General features: G+C 42.6%; 11 protein-coding genes. 5 read left to right on the forward strand and 6 right to left on the reverse strand.

Annotated features, from left to right (window positions below):
• Positions 1-58: 58 nt before the first annotated feature.
• The 3 genes from RAM70_RS15795 to pdxA all read right to left on the reverse strand — a co-directional run bounded on the left by RAM70_RS15795 (position 59) and on the right by pdxA (position 5,895).
• Positions 59-3,385 carry a helicase-related protein gene (locus RAM70_RS15795; RefSeq protein WP_312674564.1) on the reverse strand — a complete coding sequence of 1,109 codons (3,327 nt, stop codon included), beginning with the start codon at positions 3,383-3,385 and terminating at the stop codon, positions 59-61.
• A gap of 92 nt (positions 3,386-3,477) precedes the next feature.
• Entirely contained in the window at positions 3,478-4,842 is a 1,365-nt protein-coding gene (locus RAM70_RS15800) for an NAD-dependent succinate-semialdehyde dehydrogenase (RefSeq protein WP_312674566.1), read from the reverse strand.
• 24 nt (positions 4,843-4,866) lie between these two features.
• Entirely contained in the window at positions 4,867-5,895 is a 1,029-nt protein-coding gene (gene pdxA, locus RAM70_RS15805) for a 4-hydroxythreonine-4-phosphate dehydrogenase PdxA (RefSeq protein ID WP_312674568.1), read from the reverse strand.
• Positions 5,896-6,152: 257 nt separating this feature from the next.
• On the opposite strand from pdxA, the gene RAM70_RS15810 reads away from it, so the two are divergent.
• Positions 6,153-7,487 carry an RNA-guided endonuclease InsQ/TnpB family protein gene (locus tag RAM70_RS15810; protein WP_312674570.1) on the forward strand — a complete coding sequence of 445 codons (1,335 nt, stop codon included), beginning with the start codon at positions 6,153-6,155 and terminating at the stop codon, positions 7,485-7,487.
• Between the two features lie 114 nt (positions 7,488-7,601).
• Positions 7,602-8,759, forward strand: coding sequence for a magnesium/cobalt transporter CorA (gene corA, locus RAM70_RS15815; RefSeq protein WP_312674572.1), 1,158 nt, complete (start codon positions 7,602-7,604; stop codon positions 8,757-8,759).
• A 254-nt stretch (positions 8,760-9,013) separates the two neighbouring features.
• Here corA and RAM70_RS15820 read toward each other — a convergent pair whose 3' ends face one another.
• Positions 9,014-10,672, reverse strand: a complete 1,659-nt coding sequence (locus RAM70_RS15820) for a CHAT domain-containing protein (RefSeq protein WP_045357427.1) — start codon at positions 10,670-10,672, stop codon at positions 9,014-9,016.
• A 63-nt stretch (positions 10,673-10,735) separates the two neighbouring features.
• Entirely contained in the window at positions 10,736-11,719 is a 984-nt protein-coding gene (gene holA, locus RAM70_RS15825; protein WP_045357429.1) for a DNA polymerase III subunit delta, read from the reverse strand.
• A 266-nt stretch (positions 11,720-11,985) separates the two neighbouring features.
• Between holA and RAM70_RS15830 the strand changes: the two genes are divergently transcribed.
• Both RAM70_RS15830 and RAM70_RS15835 read left to right on the forward strand, forming a co-directional pair.
• Entirely contained in the window at positions 11,986-12,936 is a 951-nt protein-coding gene (locus RAM70_RS15830; protein WP_045357432.1) for an SGNH/GDSL hydrolase family protein, read from the forward strand.
• Between the two features lie 486 nt (positions 12,937-13,422).
• Positions 13,423-14,253 (forward strand): Ycf66 family protein, encoded by an 831-nt coding sequence (locus tag RAM70_RS15835; RefSeq protein ID WP_312674579.1) that lies wholly within the window; start codon positions 13,423-13,425, stop codon positions 14,251-14,253.
• A 120-nt stretch (positions 14,254-14,373) separates the two neighbouring features.
• Here RAM70_RS15835 and RAM70_RS15840 read toward each other — a convergent pair whose 3' ends face one another.
• On the reverse strand, positions 14,374-17,697 hold the full coding sequence (locus RAM70_RS15840; RefSeq protein WP_190381165.1) for a WD40 domain-containing protein: 3,324 nt from the start codon (positions 17,695-17,697) through the stop codon (positions 14,374-14,376).
• Between the two features lie 114 nt (positions 17,698-17,811).
• Here RAM70_RS15840 and RAM70_RS15845 point away from each other — a divergent pair, with 114 nt between their 5' ends.
• Positions 17,812-18,168, forward strand: coding sequence for a hypothetical protein (locus RAM70_RS15845; protein ID WP_045357439.1), 357 nt, complete (start codon positions 17,812-17,814; stop codon positions 18,166-18,168).
• Positions 18,169-18,202 lie beyond the last annotated feature (34 nt).

An 18,202-nucleotide genomic window follows, 5' to 3' on the forward strand; every position in this document is an offset into this window, starting at 1 on the left:
GATGGGTTACACAAGAGGATAACATCGTGCTTTGTAGCTTGATTCATGAATCAAGCTACTATGGTTGAAATAGACCCAAGGAACAAATAATCTGAGGTTCTTGGGTGGATTCTTGTGGGTGAACAATACAGAGACGGTCATCTTGATATAAAGATACCAGTAAATCTGCCAATTGTTGGTCACTGATGCCGGTTCTTAAACAACGATTTAAGCGATCGAGAGCCGACTGTCTAAGGGGATAATGATACAATTGGTCGAGAGCCTTGCATAAATCCTCATGAGCAAATAGATCATCCTTACTATCTTGAGAATACCTTTTTAAGCGCTCGTATGTCTTAAATTTTGCTCCCGTCAATCGTCCCAATTTAGATCCGGAGTTGTTTTCCTCCTCCGCGATTAATTCTGTACCTTTTTGTACTAACTGATGGTGTTGGGGATGGGGGGGAATGGCCGGGGTTTGGGGATGACAGGCAGCGGACCGTAAAATAGTTAATTGGGATTGAGTCACACTATTTCCCTGCTTATCAATCCATGCTAAAGCATCATTCCCCCCGGCAGTTTTTAGATAAACCATGACTCCCTCCGGATGGGTTGCTGTCCCACTATGGCAACGGGTAGAATAAACCACCGGCGGCAGAGTCTCTATGGTATGTTTTAAACTAGGGTCAACTTCGATCGCATTTTTCCAAATTTGATACGCTTCCGAGGTTAAATCCACTTCTTGATCCTCCTCTTCATCGATAACCTCAGATTTTTCATGATACAGATTCAATAAAGTCTGGTTATCCATCTCCTCCTCAAAAAATATCTCATCGGTCCCCACCACGTCCGCATTCTCTCGCAGTCTTTGAGATAGTCTCGTCCGCAGTTTAATAATTCTCTCCACTCCCTCCGCAGGTAAAAAGGAATAACAGAGAATCTGACTTGCTTTTTGACCGATTCTATCTACCCTTCCGGCCCGTTGAATCAGGCGAATAATTGCCCAGGGTAGGTCATAATTAACGATAATGGCACAATCCTGTAAATTTAACCCTTCACTCAAGATATCCGTCGCAACCAAGACTCGTATTTCTTCCCCCACTTGCTGAGAATTACTGCGGGGACTAAAACGATGGACAATTTCCGCAGGATTAGCAGAGTTTCCCGTCACTCCCGCAATCTTATCCACTCCCCGATTTTGCAACTGAGTGACTAAATAACTGACTGTATCGGCAAATTGGCTAAAAATTAACACCTTTTCTCTGGGATGATTCTCCTCTAACAGCTGCCATAACTTCTCTAGCTTTTCGTCGGTCTCCGGCTGCCAGGTCCCACAGGTTTGCAACAATGCTATTAAAGCCAAGGCATCGGATTTTAGGTCTTTTTTCAATGCGGGTTTAAACACCTCGGGGTTAATCCACTGAAAGCGCTTGCGATAATCACCGCTATACTTTTGATACACTTGTTCGGCTCTTTTTTGATACTCTTTTTCTAACCCGGTTATCCCCCCAGTCTCCTCGGTTTCTATACTTTCATCTTCTCCCTGAGTGACTAAATCCTCATCCAGATAACGAGTGTCTAACAAAGCTGGATCCTGACTCCCGATGGGAAGGGGTAAATTCTTGGCCATGGCATGAAGGAAAATATAGTTACGGAGAATATGACGGTCAAGGGATTGCAGGAAAGCATACCCTCCACTCTCCAAACGTTTAAATAAATTCGTCCGACAAAAACCCATTAATCTTTTACCCGCACGGGATAGACTTTTTAAGATGGTTTCTTCCTCTCCTGTCCCTTTGCATCCTTTAATTAGATAATTTCCCAATCCGTAACGGGGTAACTTCAATCCGTTGAGAGTTATCACCACTGCTTCCGAATATAAACGCGCATAAACCGAGTCTTGTAGGTCAAACTTGATTGTCTTTAGTTGTCGTTGGGGAAGATAAACCCTCGACCCATCAGCAAATTTTAGATACCGACGACCCTGTTCGTCTTCTGTAGCATAATTATTTTTAATAAAACCGCGAGTCCGTCTAATCATATAGAGACGCATTAAGTCTCTCCAGTCGTCGGGAGAGTCACTTTTTTCAAAGGCTGCTAGGGACCTGACCGGAGATTGGTATCTGCGATTAAATTCGATTTCTCCTCCCAGAGATTCTAGTAGTCTTTCGGGACGAATTCCGAGATTAGTATCCTCTTGAATGAATAAACGCAGTTGATTGGACAGGTCAAGATAGTTTTTATTGTAGGGAGTCGCAGTCAAGAGAATACAGCGACTTTCATTGGTGTTAATGTACTCCTGTATTACCCGATAACGTTTACCCTCCCGATTACGCAGGTTATGACTTTCATCGATAATTACTACCCGATAGCGCCGCAGATTGGGTAATTCCTGCATAACCTGACTTAAGGGGATAATTTTCGCTCTTAATTTGTATTTATAGCTGTAATCCTCCCACATGGTTAGGAGATTTTTCGGACAAATAATTAAGATTTCTAAATCGTAGTCTTCCTGCAAAATATATGCTAGAATGGAAGCGATGCGCGTTTTTCCTAACCCCACCACGTCGCCAATTAAGACCCCACCGCGTCTTTGCACATAACGAGCGGCAATTTTAATGGCCGATTTCTGAAAATCTAGTAAGTCTTGGTCAAACTGTCGGGGAATTTTGTATTCCGCTAAACCGGCCCTGGCTTCAAAGGAAAGATGGTAGGCTATTTTTAAATAGATATGATAGGGGGGAATAAGACTTTCCCGGGCCCAACTTTCGTTAATCACATTGACAATATCCGAGGATATATCCCAACACCAAGCATCCAACCAACGATCATTAAACCACTTTTGTAATTTGGCACAAGCATCGTGGTCAAGGACATCAATATTTAATTCTCCCTGCTGTTGTAATCCCGCAAAAGTTAGATTACTACTACCCAAAAATCCCACCGTTGGGTTATTGACATCCTGTCGATGAATAAGGTATAATTTAGCATGGAGATTATAGCCCAAAAATAAGCGAATTACTAACTTACCCGATTGAATTTGTTTTCCCAACCGTTGCAAAGCTGCCTGATCTCGATTGCTAGGATTCCCCCAAGTTAATTGTTGGCAAAAATCCTGAACAATTTGTTTTCTTAAACGAGCAGAAGTAGCCTTATCTATATCATTTGAGCGCTTCAATAAAGACAGGGATTGCTGTAGTAATTCCTGGGGTGCTTGCTGCATACCAATCAGCAGACGACAACAGGACAAATCACCACCGAGAAAGTGATCAATATAGGTATCAATGGACTGCCAACCGCGCAAATTAAAATAACCCACGCAAAAATCAGCGCGTTGGGCCAACAATAAACTTTCGCGTAAAATTGGCAATAAATGGGACTCAATATTATCAATAATACGCGGCATATTTTTATAAAAAGATTAAGTTAATATAAGGCTTTTCTAACTGATAACTGATAACTGATAACTGATAACTGATAACTGATAACTGAATTTACTTACTTAATCCAAATAGTTTTAACGTTGACAAATTCGCGAATACCTTCCACACTTAATTCCCGTCCAAAACCGGAACGTTTAATCCCCCCAAAGGGTAAACGAGGATCGGATTTAACCATACCGTTAATAAACACACAACCGGCCTCAATTTCGGTAATTAAACGCTCAATTTCTGCGGGGTTATTCGTCCAAGCACTAGAACCCAAACCAAAGGGACTATCATTAGCTAAAGCGATCGCTTCCTCGATATTTTTGACTCGAAATAGTAAAGCCACCGGTCCAAAAAATTCCTCTTTTTCCCCCGGAGAACCAGCAGGAATATCGGTTAAAATCGTTGGTAGATAGAAGTTACCTTTTCCCTCTAAACGTTGACCCCCCACAAGGACTTTACCACCCATAGCGACGGTTTTTTCCACTTGAGCGGCAATTTCCGAGACGATCGATGCCGTGGCCAAAGGACCAATATCAACAGTTTCATCGAGGGGATCACCAACTTTTAAAGCTTGGAATTTGGCCACTAATAACTGTTCAAATTGATCGGCGACAGTTTCCATAACAATAAACCGTTTAGCGGCGATACAAGTCTGACCATTATTTAACAATCTTGCCGTCACTGCCGTAGCCGCTGCCACCTCGATATCGGCAGTATCTAAAACGATAAAAGGATCACTACCTCCCAACTCCAAAACCACTTTTTTGATCTGTTTTCCTGCGGCGGCTGCTAAACTGATCCCCGCCGGTTCACTACCAGTTAAAGTGGCGGCTTTTACCCGTTCATCGTTAATTAAATCACTAACGCGATCGGCCCCGATCAAAAGAGTTTGAAAAGTGCCATCGGGAAAACCGGCTTCTAATAAAATTCTTTCCACCGCTAAAGCTGATTGGGGAACATTAGAAGCGTGTTTGAGTAGGCCGACATTTCCCGCCATTAAAGCGGGAGCAGCAAAGCGAAATACTTGCCATAAGGGGAAATTCCAGGGCATAACCGCTAAAATTACCCCTAAAGGTTGATAACGGACAAAACTGCGACTAGCATCGGTGGCAATCAGCACATCTTCCAGATAACCGGCGGCATTATCGGCATAAAAACGACAAACCAAGGCACATTTGAGAACTTCTGCGATCGCTGACTTGATCGGTTTCCCCATTTCTAAAGTCATGGTTGTAGCCAATGCTACTTGATCCCGTTCCAAAATATCCGCCGCTTGCCGTAACCACTGTCCCCGTTGACTGATGGCGGTGTGGCGATACTGCTGAAAAGTTGCCTCAGCTAGGGCCAATTTCGTCGCCAATTCCTCCGAGGTTAGAGGGGTAAAAGTCTTGAGAATTTCTCCCGTGGCAGGGTTAACTGAAGCGATACCCATATCCCAATTGTCTCCTATCGAGCGCTATATCTCTAGTTTAGTTCTCTGGTTGTACCGCTGCTGACATAATTCGATCGCTAATTGGATTGCCGCTTGCATACTCTGGGCCCTAGCGATGCCAAGACCGGCGATATCAAAAGCCGTCCCGTGGTCTGGAGAGGTGCGAACAAAAGGTAAACCGATGGTAGTGTTAACAGCACAGTCAAAAGCCATTAATTTGACGGGAATTAGGCCCTGATCGTGGTATAATGCCAGATATGCGTCGGCGGTTTGCCCTGCACCGCTAAACCAAGCGCGTCCCGGTTCCACCCAAAGGGTATCGGGGGGGACAAGGCCGATTAATTGGGTTTGCGGGTATTTTTGTCCCATTGACTGCAGCCAAGGCTGTAACCAGTCCTTTTCTTCCCTTCCCAGTTTTCCCGCTTCGCCACTGTGGGGATTAAGGCCAGATATGGCGATTTTTGGGCGATCGATGCCAAAATCTAGCTTTAAAGACTCGATCAATAGGTCTAGTTTTCGGGTCATCAGATCGGGGTTAAGAGTATCGGGAACTTCTCGCAGGGGGATATGGGTAGTGGCGAGGAGAGTGCGTAAGTTATAGCCGGTGTGAGGGGATTTAGCGACGAATAGCATCCCATAACGGTTAATTCCTGCCATGGTAGCTAAAACCTCGGTTTGACCGGGGAAATCATAACCGGCCAACTGCCAACAGGATTTAGCGATCGGACCGGTGACAATACCGTCAAATTCGCCCTTGAGGGTGCGTTTTATGGCTTCTTGCAGGTAAAGAAAGCTAATTTCACCACTATGGGCATCCCCACGCCCGCAAACGATTTTTTCTTGATTGTAGGGCAAATCGATCAGAGAAAAGCGCTCGAGAGGATGGGGATCGTGATAGGCTTTTTCGAGAAGCGTTCTGGTGCCGATTAGAGTAATCTGACAACCGGACGAGATTGGGTAATCGGCGATCGCTTTTAACACCACTTCAGGGCCGATTCCGGCGGGATCACCGACGGGGATAACTAGACGGGGAATAAAAGAGGCGGATTCCATAAATTTTGGCCGTCAATATTGCTAATTCTCCCGATTAATCTCATCGTTGACAATTATCAGGAGGGAATAAATCAGTAAACAATCTTCAGTTTACCTAAAATGTCGGATGAATGCCCCCGCTAAATTTTTCGACAAGACATCAACCTTTGCGGGGGATGAAATCCGACCAGGATATTGACTGCGAAGCACGATTTTAATTCTACCATTTGTAGGTAAACTGTGTTATACTTAATTGATCCAGGGTCGAGGATTAATCAATGCTAGTCGTAGAAGCCAAGCTAAAAAACGGGACACCAGAACAATATCACCGGCTTGATGAAGCAATTAGAACATCTCAGTTTGTGCGTAACTCTTGTGTTCGTTATTGGATGGACAATAAGGGGACAACCCGGAATGATCTTCAAAAGCTTTGTGCGGTACTAGCTAACAATAAAGAGACACCATGGGTTAATAAATTAAACTCTCAAGCTCGTCAATCGGCTGCTGATAGAGCCTGGCAATCAATTAATAGGTTTTACCAGAATTGTCATGCTAAGATACCGGGGAAAAAGGGTTTTCCTCGGTTTAAAAAGCATAGCCGTTCGGTTGAGTATAAACTAACAGGCTACAAACTATCTGATGATCGACGTAAAATTAAATTTACCGATGGTTTTAAAGCAGGAGAATTTGATTTATGGTGTAATCAAAAAACCTTAGTTTATTATTCAGAGCAACAGATTAAACGGGTAAGAGTTGTTAGACGTGCCGATGGTTATTATTGCCAGTTTTTGATTGACGTAGAACGGCAAGAATACCATAAACCAACGGGACAAATAACAGGAATTGACTTAGGGTTAAAGGAATTTTATACCGATGCTCAAGGGAATACTGTAGAGAATCCACGTTATTTAAGCAAGTCAGAAAAAAGACTTAAAAAAGCACAAAGACGGTTATCCAAAAAGTTTCGTCAAGGAAAAAAACAGTCTAAAAACTATCACAAGCAACGGGTAAAGGTTACCAAGCTTCACCTTAAAGTGTCAAGACAACGTAAAGACAAAGCAATTAAAGATGCTTTGGCGTTGGTCCAGTCTAATGATCTGGTAGTCTATGAGGCTTTAAAGGTAAGAAACTTAGTCAAAAACCGTAAACTTGCCAAGTCGATTAGTGATGCTTCTTGGTATCAATTCACTGAATGGTTGAATTATTTTGCCAAGATTTATCGGATTGTTTGTGTTGCTGTTCCTCCTCATTTCACTAGCCAAGATTGTTCAGTTTGTGGGACGAGAGTTCAAAAAACCTTAAGCACTAGAACTCATCAATGTCCCAATTGTAAAACAGTCTTAGATAGGGATCATAATGCAGCAATAAATATTCTTAAAAAAGGGTTGCAATATTTGGGAAATCATCTCAATGCCTCGACTTCGCTCGGCATTGACACTGAGCGAAGTCGAAGTGTCAACGGTACTGTTGGGCAAACAGAAACCGACCCAAACGCCTTGGGAGAGTCCGACCTCTGGGTTTTCAGTGGAGACATTGAGAATCTAAGTTGTCTCGTTGAACAAGGAATTTCTAACAGCGATGTGGAAAGAATCCCCCGTCACAGCGTAGCTTGACGGTGGGAGTATGTCAATGTAATCTCATGGCGATAGATAGTAACTTTAGGCAAATTAAATTTTTTAACTTTTCTGTTTTCTTATTGCCCAAACTAGCCAGATTGTTGTAAGCTTATGACCCAACTACAACCCGATATATTCGTCAACAATCGTCCCGATACCGATGGAGACGAGGAAGAAGACTACTTCGATTATTTTTATGATGAACCGGGTAGTGAACCGGGGACATTAATTATCGAACCGGATGCCAAACCCTCGCGGATTATTTTAATCGACTACGATGAAGATAACGCCATTCGCAAGGTGGATATTACCCCCAATGCTTGCGCCCCCTATATTGGCACAAATACCGTGTCTTGGATGGATATTCAAGGGTTAGGTAGTGAGACGGTTTTAAAACAAGTAGGGGAAATTTTTAATCTGCATCCTTTATTATTAGAAGATGTGGTTAATGTGCCGCAGCGACCCAAGTTAGAAGATTATAACAATCAATTGTTAGTGATTTCTCAGATGGTGCGACTGAAAGAAGATGAAAGCGGTTTTGATACGGAACAGGTGAGTTTTGTCTTGGGAAAACGCTATCTTTTAAGTTTTCAAGAGGAGGAATTACAGGACTGTTTTGAGATAGTCAGAGATCGAATTCGCGCTTCCCAGGGACGAGTACGGAAATCGGGGGCGGATTATTTAACCTATTTATTATTAGATACGATTATCGATGGTTATTTTCCCGTGGTAGAACACTACGAAGATCGGATTGAAGCGTTGGAAGATGCGATTATTAGTAATCCCGATCGAGATACAATGCAGGAAATCTATGATGTCCGTCGGGAATTATTGGCACTGCGTCGCTTAATTTGGCCGATGCGAAATGTCCTACATTTACTGATGCGTGACCATCATGGTATAGTCAGCGATGAGGTACAAATTTATTTTCGGGATTCCTACGACCACGTCATTCAAATTCTGGAAATTATCGAAGCTTATCGAGAATTAGCGGCGAGTTTGATGGATGTTTATATGTCCACTATGGGCAATAAATTAAACGAAATTATGAAGTTTTTAACCGTAATTTCGACGATTTTTATTCCCTTAACTTTTATCGTTGGTGTCTATGGCATGAACTTCGAGAATATGCCAGAATTAAAAGGAGAATGGAGTTATTTCCTGGTCTGGTTAGTTATGTTAGCCGTAGCGGGAGGCTTGATTTTCTACTTCTGGCGCAAAGGTTGGTTTAAACCAATTTATTCCCTGAAAGAGGAAGCAAAAACTTAGTTAACGAAGGCGGTCGACAGGAGACAGGAGACAGGAGACAGGAGACAGGAGACAGGAGATTATTTTATTTGTTCTCCCCACACCCCACACCCCACTTCCCCACACCCCACACCCCACACCCCACACCCCACACCCCACACCCCACTTCCCATCACCCCACACCCCACACCCCACACCCCACACCCCACACCCCACACCCCACACCCCACACCCCACACCCCACCCCGACGACAAACTTTTTCAGCAAACCCTAATTATTCCACCACAAATGCGAGGATTTGGCCTTGGTAACTGCCGAAGCGAATCTGTAAACCGGACTCTAGGGGAACTTCTTGGTTATGTACCTGCTTCCAGTGGCCATCTTGGTAGATAAAAGTACCAAAACGGGAGAAATCTTCGAGAAAGTATTGATAGTCTGGATGATCGGCATTTTTACGGCAAATTATCCGACAATGGTTTTTACTAACCCATTTTTCAGTAATCTGTAGATCATTTTCCATGTCCCGTCCTATATTCATGCCACCACCACGGATTGACCATTTTCTTTCGGGACGATCGAGATAGTATAAGAAAGCGGCGGGCATGGTTCTGGAGATATTGGGCATAACCGTCGGTGATTGAGTCTCATCAAGGGTTTGCAGCAATTGCCCGTCGAATTCCGGGTGCATATAGAGAATCGGCAAAGTCCAAGCGGGCTGATTGTACTTGTAGAGGGTTAATAACTGCTGCCTGGCGATGCGAACGGCCTGATCGATAGGGACTCTCGGACCGGGAAACAAGTTGGACATCTGCGCTTCTTTGTCTTTGAACCCGAAGAGGGTGCGGGTAAAAACTTCGATAAAACTCAAGGCCTCTCGATCGGCGATCGCATCTCGCATGGCCAAAACTGCGGGAACGCCGTGGTGAATCAAGACTTCCGCCAGACTGCTGCGGGGAATCATCTCCTGACCCGATTTAGCGGGATAAGCACCCCAACAGGCATTAAAAACCGTTAAAATGACCTGATTTCTGACCAAAGCTTGGGCTAACTCCGTCCCGTTTACCTGTTCCCCTGTCCGCAGAAATAGGGAACCGCCATTGGGGGCGGCCATTCCGTGACCAGCGTAGAAAAAAGCTTGATATTTACCCGTATCCAAGGACCTGGTCAGTTCTTCGGACCCCGGTCGAATTAGGGTATTGACTTTGACTTTCACTCCCCAATTCTGAGGGAGGGAACCACTGCCCCCAGGGGAGATGGCCCGGATAAGATTGGCGGCCTCGGATTCCAGTGCCTGGTCGGAATTAGTTTCTCCACCCGTATTAATGGCGGTGAGGTTGAGGGAACTAGCGGCGGTTTTAATCTGTTTTTCGCCGATAACTAAGAGAATATTGAGACTATTACTCGTTTTTATCGGTGGCAGTGGGTCCACATCGCTGGTGGTCCGGCTAAAGAGTATATTCGGATGTAGAGATATGGCCTGTTTACCCGCTTGCTGCATAATTTCCCAGGGCAGCAGAATTAAATAGGGATTGCGACATTCCAAGCGAATTCGCAGGGGCTGATTTTTGCCGAGGGCGATTCCCTGACTTTGGGCGAAACTTTGACTGATTGATGCTTGAAATAACCATTCCCAGAGACTAATACCTAGTTTCTGCATTAATTGACCGCTATAACTGCCGCCTTCTCCCGAAAGAGTCAGTTTAGGTCGATAATTTCCTTCTAATTGCTCTAACATCGGCAAGGTCGGCATTTTTTCCAGACAGAACATTTCCTGCCATGCCATCCATTCCGTGGTTAGACTCTCGGTCCATTCACAGTCATGATGCACATATCCCCCCGGTAGGGGTGCTTTCGTCACCCAACGGGCGAAATGATTACTCGTGGCTAAACTAGAGATCGCTAAGTTTAGACTAGGGATGGCATCATCGGTCATTGTGGTTATTTAGAAGTCTATATAATCCTATTCTAGAGGATTTCTGAAAAGCAAGGAAGAGTATTAAGTCACCAATAAACAACAAAGTTCGATAATTTTGGTTTGCAAAGTCGCCAAAGGTTCTGCACCCCGCTTGAGACGATATTCTAATTCGAGAAGTATGGGCAAGGTGGCGAGAAGTTGTTTAGAAGAAAAGGATTGTATCTCTTTGCGAATGAAATATAGTCGCTTGGGGTTGGCAATTTCGGCGGCGGCGGCGATATTTTTCTCGTCTTTTTCTCCTTCTTCAATTTTTAATTTCACTATTGCCCAAGTGCGAAATTGACCCCCTAGGGTGGCGGTGATAGCCAAGGGGTTCTCGTTACGATTTAATAATTCATTGACTAATTCTAGGGACTTGCCTGTCTCCCGTTTTAAAATCGCACTGGCTAACTGTAGGCTGCTTTGATTGCTGGCATTGACTAAGCTTAAAATGTCCTTTTTGTCAATAGTTCCCGCCGAATTATTTTTAAATAAACGCAGTTTTTCTAACTCCATCCACAGCAAGCGGCTGTTATTTCCCACCGCTTCTGCTAAGAGTTCGATCGCATCGGGAGTTAATTTTACTCCCACTTCTTTGGCAATTTCCCTAACTCTTTGGGCAATTTCCTCGACTTTCCAAGGTGGAATTAGTTCAAATTCTTTAACCTCTGCCTGATTTTGGATAAACTTGCTCGATTTTAAGCGGGAGTCGGGTTTTTTGGTACTGGTTAATAACAGATAGGAATTTTCGGGTAAATTGGGCAAAGTGCGCTGTAATTCCTTGAGAATATCCTCGGAACATTGTTGACAAATAACCGTATCCGCTAACCAAACTAAACGATTTCCCATGCCGAAAACTGGAGTCATCGCTTGATTGAAGGCCTCGATAATTGCTTCATGGCGATCGCCGTTGATTTTATCATAATTAAACTGTATCCAATTGGGATCGAGAAGTTTTACTTGCAGATTTTTCACTGCTTGGTTAATAGCAAATTCATCTTCTCCCCAATAAAATATTGTCGGCATAAGTTTCGATTTTGATAATTTAAGACAACGTTGCTCATCAAGAGGAAGTGTGACGGGATTTGGCCTCATCTCTAGACCCCCAGCTACTGTTCTGCTATCAACTAGCTGTCGGGGTTAAGTCAATCATAGCAAAAGTTAAATTCTTAACTTTAAAAACCCTTGAGCGGATTTGTTAAAAATATCTTACAAAAAAAGCTTTTTGAGCCAAAATATGTTAATTTGTGCAGAACACGCTAATTGATCTAGGGTAGAATCCCATCTATTTTATGTTCAATAACCACCTGAAAAAATCTCTGTCTGTTACAGGTTTTGTCATTCTTTCCTTTTGCGTCCCCACCGCAGCCAATGCCTTTAGCCAGGCATTTGTTTTTGGGGATAGTCTCTCCGATGCTGGGCGATTTTTTATTGCCTCTGGAGGAATTGCCCCCCAGCCTCCCTACGACCAAAGATTTTCTAATGGTATAGTTTGGGTAGAATATCTGCAAACATCCCTAGGACTCACCCCCACTCTACAGACAAATTTTGCTATCGCTGGTGCCACTACTGGCAATGCTAACACAGTAGATCCCGGCTTGCCCGGCATTGAACAACAAGTAGGCGGTTTCTTGTTGACAAATCCAGCCGTGGACTCTGATGCTTTGTATATTGTCTTTGGTGGTGCGAATGATTATCTTGGTAATCAGCCAATCAATGTGAGTGATTCCGTTGACAATATCGGCGATTATATTATTGATCTTTACAATGCTGGTGCTAGAAATTTTCTCATTCCCAATTTACCAGATTTAGGGCAATTACCCGCCACCTTATCAACTCCTAACTCCAGCAATCTTAGTCTAATCACCCAATCTCATAACGGCTTACTGGCCTTCACTTTGAGTAGTTTATCGCAAAATCTCCCCAGTATTGAAATTACTTCCCTTGACATTTTTTCCCTGTTTGCCGATGCTCGCAATCGTCCCATTGAGTACGGATTTACTAATGTTGATCAAGCTTGTTTAAGTACCATTCAAGACGGAATTCCCGTGCAACCTATCCAAGTTTGTCCTAATCCGAATGAATACCTTTTTTGGGATAATATTCATCCCACCACCCGCAGTCATCAATTAATCGGTCAATTGGCACTGAAAGCCTTAGGAATTCCCGAACCTAGTAGCACTTGGGGATTATTGGGTTTAGGCTTAATTGCTGCGGGATTGAGTTTAATTAAAAAACGTTAGTTAGGATTAAATAAATTAGGCAGAATCCTCGGAATACTTGTCTTAATTTTCCTATTTTATCCTAGTTTCAGCGTTTCTCGTCAAGGTGAAGTATAAATAAAAATTTGCCCCAGTAAGGATTTCAGTCGCAAAAACGCAGCTCATCTAGGGGAGAAACGCTTTATTCTGCCAGATTTTTATAGTTTTGTCAGCCCTAACAATAATCAAATATTTCTCATCGGCACTAATTACTAAAGATAGCAGTTTGTCTGTGGGTTGATCAAGGGTTCCTAATTCCTCTTTGCTTGTTAAATCTCAAAACTTAATTGTTTGCTACGAAAGCTTGTTTAGAGGATAAACCCAGAATTTCCTAATATTAACGATGACTATTCATAAACACAGGTAAAGACGATCTGACTTGAGAATTTCCAAAATTAATCAAAAAATAGACTCGATCGACCCCAAATAACGCACAATAAAAAAGGAAATGTCAAAGGAGAATCGCAAATGTTGCCCTATATCCTAGCGGTCGTTGTGGGATTGAGTAGTCTGTACCTCCTCACCACCGCTTTTATCGCCCCCGATCGCCACCGTCAAGATGATTTTCTCTGGAGTGCGGTAGGATTATTCTATGCTCTTGTCCTCTGGTTGTGCGCGGGAAGGATTACAGGCGCTATCCTCCTCGGACAAGCTGCCGCAGCCATTTTATTTATTGCTTTCGCTTGGCAAACTCTCAAACTCAGACAAGCACTTTTTTATCCCGACAAACCGGTTAAATTATTTACTATTGTCGGTTGGTTAGGCAATCGTCTGGGGAAAGTTACTTCCTCTCAATCCCCCAAAACTAAAGCTAAAGCTGAGAAAGTAGCAGCAAAAGTCAAAGAAACGGTTAAAGAAACGGTTGCCCCCGTTGCCGAAACAGCGGCAGCTATCGGGGAAACTACTACAGAATCGGTCACAGAAATTGGGGAAAAAGCTCAAGAAACGGTTGCCCCCGTTGCCGAAAAAGCGGCAGCTATCGGGGAAACTATTACAGAATCAGTGACAGAAATTGGGGAAAAAGCCGCAGAAATTATTGATGATGGGGAAACTTTCGATGATTTCGATGATTTCGATGATTTTGATTTGGCAACGGAAGAGATCAACTCTTCCGAAAATGCCCCAGAAATTCCCCCGACTGAACCTGTCGCAACTGTTGACGTCGAAACTATTGCTGTTAGCGAAACGGTGATTATTGAAGTTACCGAGGAAGATTTGCCCCCAGAAGAAACTATCGAAAAAGATACTCCCCCAGAAACTCGCTCGCCAAGCGCAGAAAATCCCCCCCCATCGGATTAAAAGTTAAGATTATTTAGCGGGTGGGTTAGGCAATAATTACCGAAGAAATTAACTAATTAATTTAACCTTTGCCCCCCCACCCAGTCAAACCAAGTTGACAATATGACTCGAAGAATTAATTTAATTCGATGGTTTTATTTTCCTAGTACACAGGGATAAAGCTTCTCGTTTTTCGGGACGATTTTCGAGATAATCTCCTAACCAAAGACAACCTTGATCGAGCAATTTTTGTAAATAATTATATTCCGTTTCTAAAGGCCATCGATGCTTTTGACCATCCCTAGCAATAATCACAATCTCTCGACCATCAGGACTAAAAGCGATCCCATAGACGATATCTTCTTCTATTTTAAACTCCGAGCGCAAATTTCCGTCCATGTCCCAGCGTCTAGCTGTACCATCCCTTGAAATAGCGGCGATTTTTTCACCATCGGGACTAAAACTAACTCCATAAACGGGAAAAGAATCGGTTTTAATCTCCTTTAAAATATTACCCTGCAAATCCCAAATTTTAATCTTTCCCCGGGCAGCCGTAGCAATTTTTTGTTGATCGGGAGAAAACACCAAATCATAGATAATATTATCATCGGCTCTCCAGGAATTAATTAATTGAGGCCGATAATTACTTAAATGCCAGTATTGAACTTTTCCCTCGCTTGTTCCCGTGATTATTGCTGTTCCCTCTCCATTAAAAGCAAGACTATAAATCGGTACTTGACTGGCAGTAAATTCTTGAAGCATTGTTCCTTTTTGACTCCAGATTTGGACTTTTCCATTTCTTCCTGTAATCGCCATCTGATTACCATCGGGATGAAAAGCTATACTATAGATTGAGCGCATTTTTGTGGCAAATTCTCTAATTTTTTTCCCCTGGTAATTGAGTAAAGTAATCTGACCATCTTTGTTAGCAATAGCGATAATATTGCCCTGAGAATTAATGCTAACACTGGTATTATCGGCCTTAGCTTGATTTAAATTGTTCAGCTGCCAAATTTTAGCCGTTTCATCACTCGATCCAGTTACCACCTCTTTTCCATCTTGACTAAATACAGCAGTAAAAACTGATTCTTGATGTCCTCTAAGAGTGGTTATTTCTTCCCCTTGCATTCCCCAAATTTTAGCACTACCGTCACTAGATGCGGTAATTATAAACTGGCCATCAGGGCTAAAATTAACACTGTTGACAAAATCTTGATGTCCCTGTAAACTAGCTATTAAATTTCCCTGTAAATCCCAGATTTTAGCAGTTTTATCTGCCGCTGCTCCGGCAAATTTTTTACCGTCAGGACTAAAATTAACACTATAAAAAGCCTCAATATTTTCTTTACCCAAACTCAAGATAATTTGACCTGATAAATCCCAGATTTTAATCGTACCATCCCGGGAAGCGGTGGCAATTTTTTGACCATCGGGACTAAAACTAGCTGCATCTATCGATCTTTTATGTCCCTTAAATACCTGTAAAGTTTGACCTGATAAATTCCATAATCTAGCGGTTTTATCCCTGGAAGTAGTCACAATTTTTTGACCATCGGGACTAAAACTAACACTATAAACTGATTCTTGATGGTCAGAATAGGTGACTAAATTTTGCCCTTGCAAGTTCCAAATTTTGGCGGTTTTATCTTCGGAAGCGGTGGCGATTTTTTGACCATCTGGACTAAAACTAACACTATAAACTGCCCCTTGATGACCTGTCAAAGTTTGAATATTCTCACCTTTTTTATTCCAAATTTTTACCGTCCCATCCTGAGAAGCAGTGGCGATTTTTTGACCATCTGGACTAAAACTAACACTATAAATAGTTCCCCGGTGTCCTTGCAGTTGGTTTTTTTCTTGAATGCGATCTAAAATTTGTTGTAGGGTAATAATTGGACTGGTAGCAGGATATTTACCCAAGATTTGCCCATCAGTAACGATATTTTTTAAACTATTTACTGCTTGCATGGCCGCAATTAAAGATTCTAGTTCTTCAAATTGAAATTGTTGCCAATAACTGTCACCATTGCGCTGTAGTTGAATACCCAATTGAGCGGTTTCTACTTGCTGCCACGCTTGTTTTACCTGAATAAAAGCTAAGAGAGAACCCAAAAGAGAAGCAATTAAAATTACCGAGCCAATTTGAATTCTCTTGGTGGCTTTTTGGTGAGCGATTGCTAGAATTTTATTAGCTTGCCTCTGGGTTTCTAGGCTAATTTCCGCCTCTCTTTTATCGAGATTTTGACTAGCAGTTAAAAACTGATAATCAAGATTACTTAAGCTTTTCCCCTGAGACCAATCGAGGGCATTATTTAAAGCTTTTCCGCGTAAAAGCCGCGATTCATCGGTATAATTAGACTGTTGCCATGCGGCGATCGCTTCTGAGTAGGGACGCAATTGCTCTAATTGTTTTTCCACCCAATTAAAATTAAATATTTCTCGATAAATAGGATTATAAACTACTAATTGATTATCCTTTTTAACCACTAACCCCGATAACCTTAATTCCCTTTGTTCTGGGCTATCATCGTACGCGATTGCCCCCTTTTCTAAAATTTGTTGATAGATACCTAACAAACGACCCGCTTTGTCTTGATTTCTTAACAAGCGATCGGCAATAGTTCGCAGATGAACTGGTTCATCTTGAGATTCCCAATTATTAATAATTTTCTCTTTGATCAGCGTCTCAATATCTAAATTAGTTTCCCGCAATAGCTGACAAATTTTCTGGGTTAAAAATGGCTGTCCTCCCGTCCAAAAAATAACTTTTTCTAACCAGTCGGGTTGATAATTACTTTGACCGGATAATCCCGCGGCTAAAGGAGCAATTTCTGCAAGATTAAATCCTGTTAATTCGATCGCTTGGCCGATATTAAAAGATGTTTGGGTCTTTTCGCGAATTAAATCTGCTGGGGTAGCAACACCGAATAAAGCGAAAGTAATTCTTTCATACTGGGAATTTTCCGCCCTTTGGTTATAACAATAACGAATCAGGGAAAAAAAGTCATCTAGAGAAAACTGTAAACTGAGAATTTTATCGATCTCGTCGATAAAAATATATATTTTCTCTCCCCGACAATAAACTAATAAAACTTCCTCAATAAATTGTCCCAAACGCTGCACGGGGGGTAAATCCTCTCGCTCGCGCAACCAGGATTTAAGATTAATTTTTCCCGTCAGATTAAATCCTAAAAACAAACGGGTGATCACGCCGTTATACCATTGGGATAAATTATCATTACTACCAATACTGGTTATATCTACCGCCGCACAATCCATGCCCGATTGCTGTAAAATATGGGTCACTCGTACCCTTAAACTGGATTTGCCCATCTGACGACAGTTAAAAACGTAGCAAAATTGACCATTTTTTAACGCCGTTAACAGTTCTCGATCGGCATTTCTCTCGATATAGGTAGGATGGTTATAGGCAAGACTACCCCCAACACGATATTGATAATTCATTATCCTTAAACAAAATTATTTCAATGTCACCAACGGAAATAAAATAGACAATTGTGATGGAGATATCTATAATGCAAGGATAATCGCTATTGACAACCTATCCCCAAGGCAATTATGAAGAAAACTTTTTTCACCTCCATCGCCGTTAGTGCCACCCTCGTCAGTGGTATTGTTTTAGGTACTCTTGATGCTGGCAGTGCCTCCGCTTGTGCTTTCGCTAAAGCTAAAGGCATTTTTGGCAGCAATACCACCTTCCCTGTCGATGCTAACAAACTTATTTTAGGGGTTGCCGCCGCTACAGGAGCAATCACCGTAGCTGGTGTTTTAAGCTACCGTCGTTTTCACTCCGGGCAGCCTCCTGAAGATGCCGCCGCTAAGCTGCCGTCGGTATTTCCTATCCCCATTCCCCCCGCAGCTTTAAATGCGGAAGTGGAGGCGGAAGAAGCGGCAGAAACCAGCAAAATCTCCTAAAAATCGGCTATATTTCCTCAAAAAAGGTGTTGGC

It is taken from the genome of Microcystis wesenbergii NRERC-220, assembly GCF_032027425.1.
In the GTDB taxonomy this organism is placed as follows: Bacteria; Cyanobacteriota; Cyanobacteriia; order Cyanobacteriales; family Microcystaceae; genus Microcystis; species Microcystis wesenbergii_A.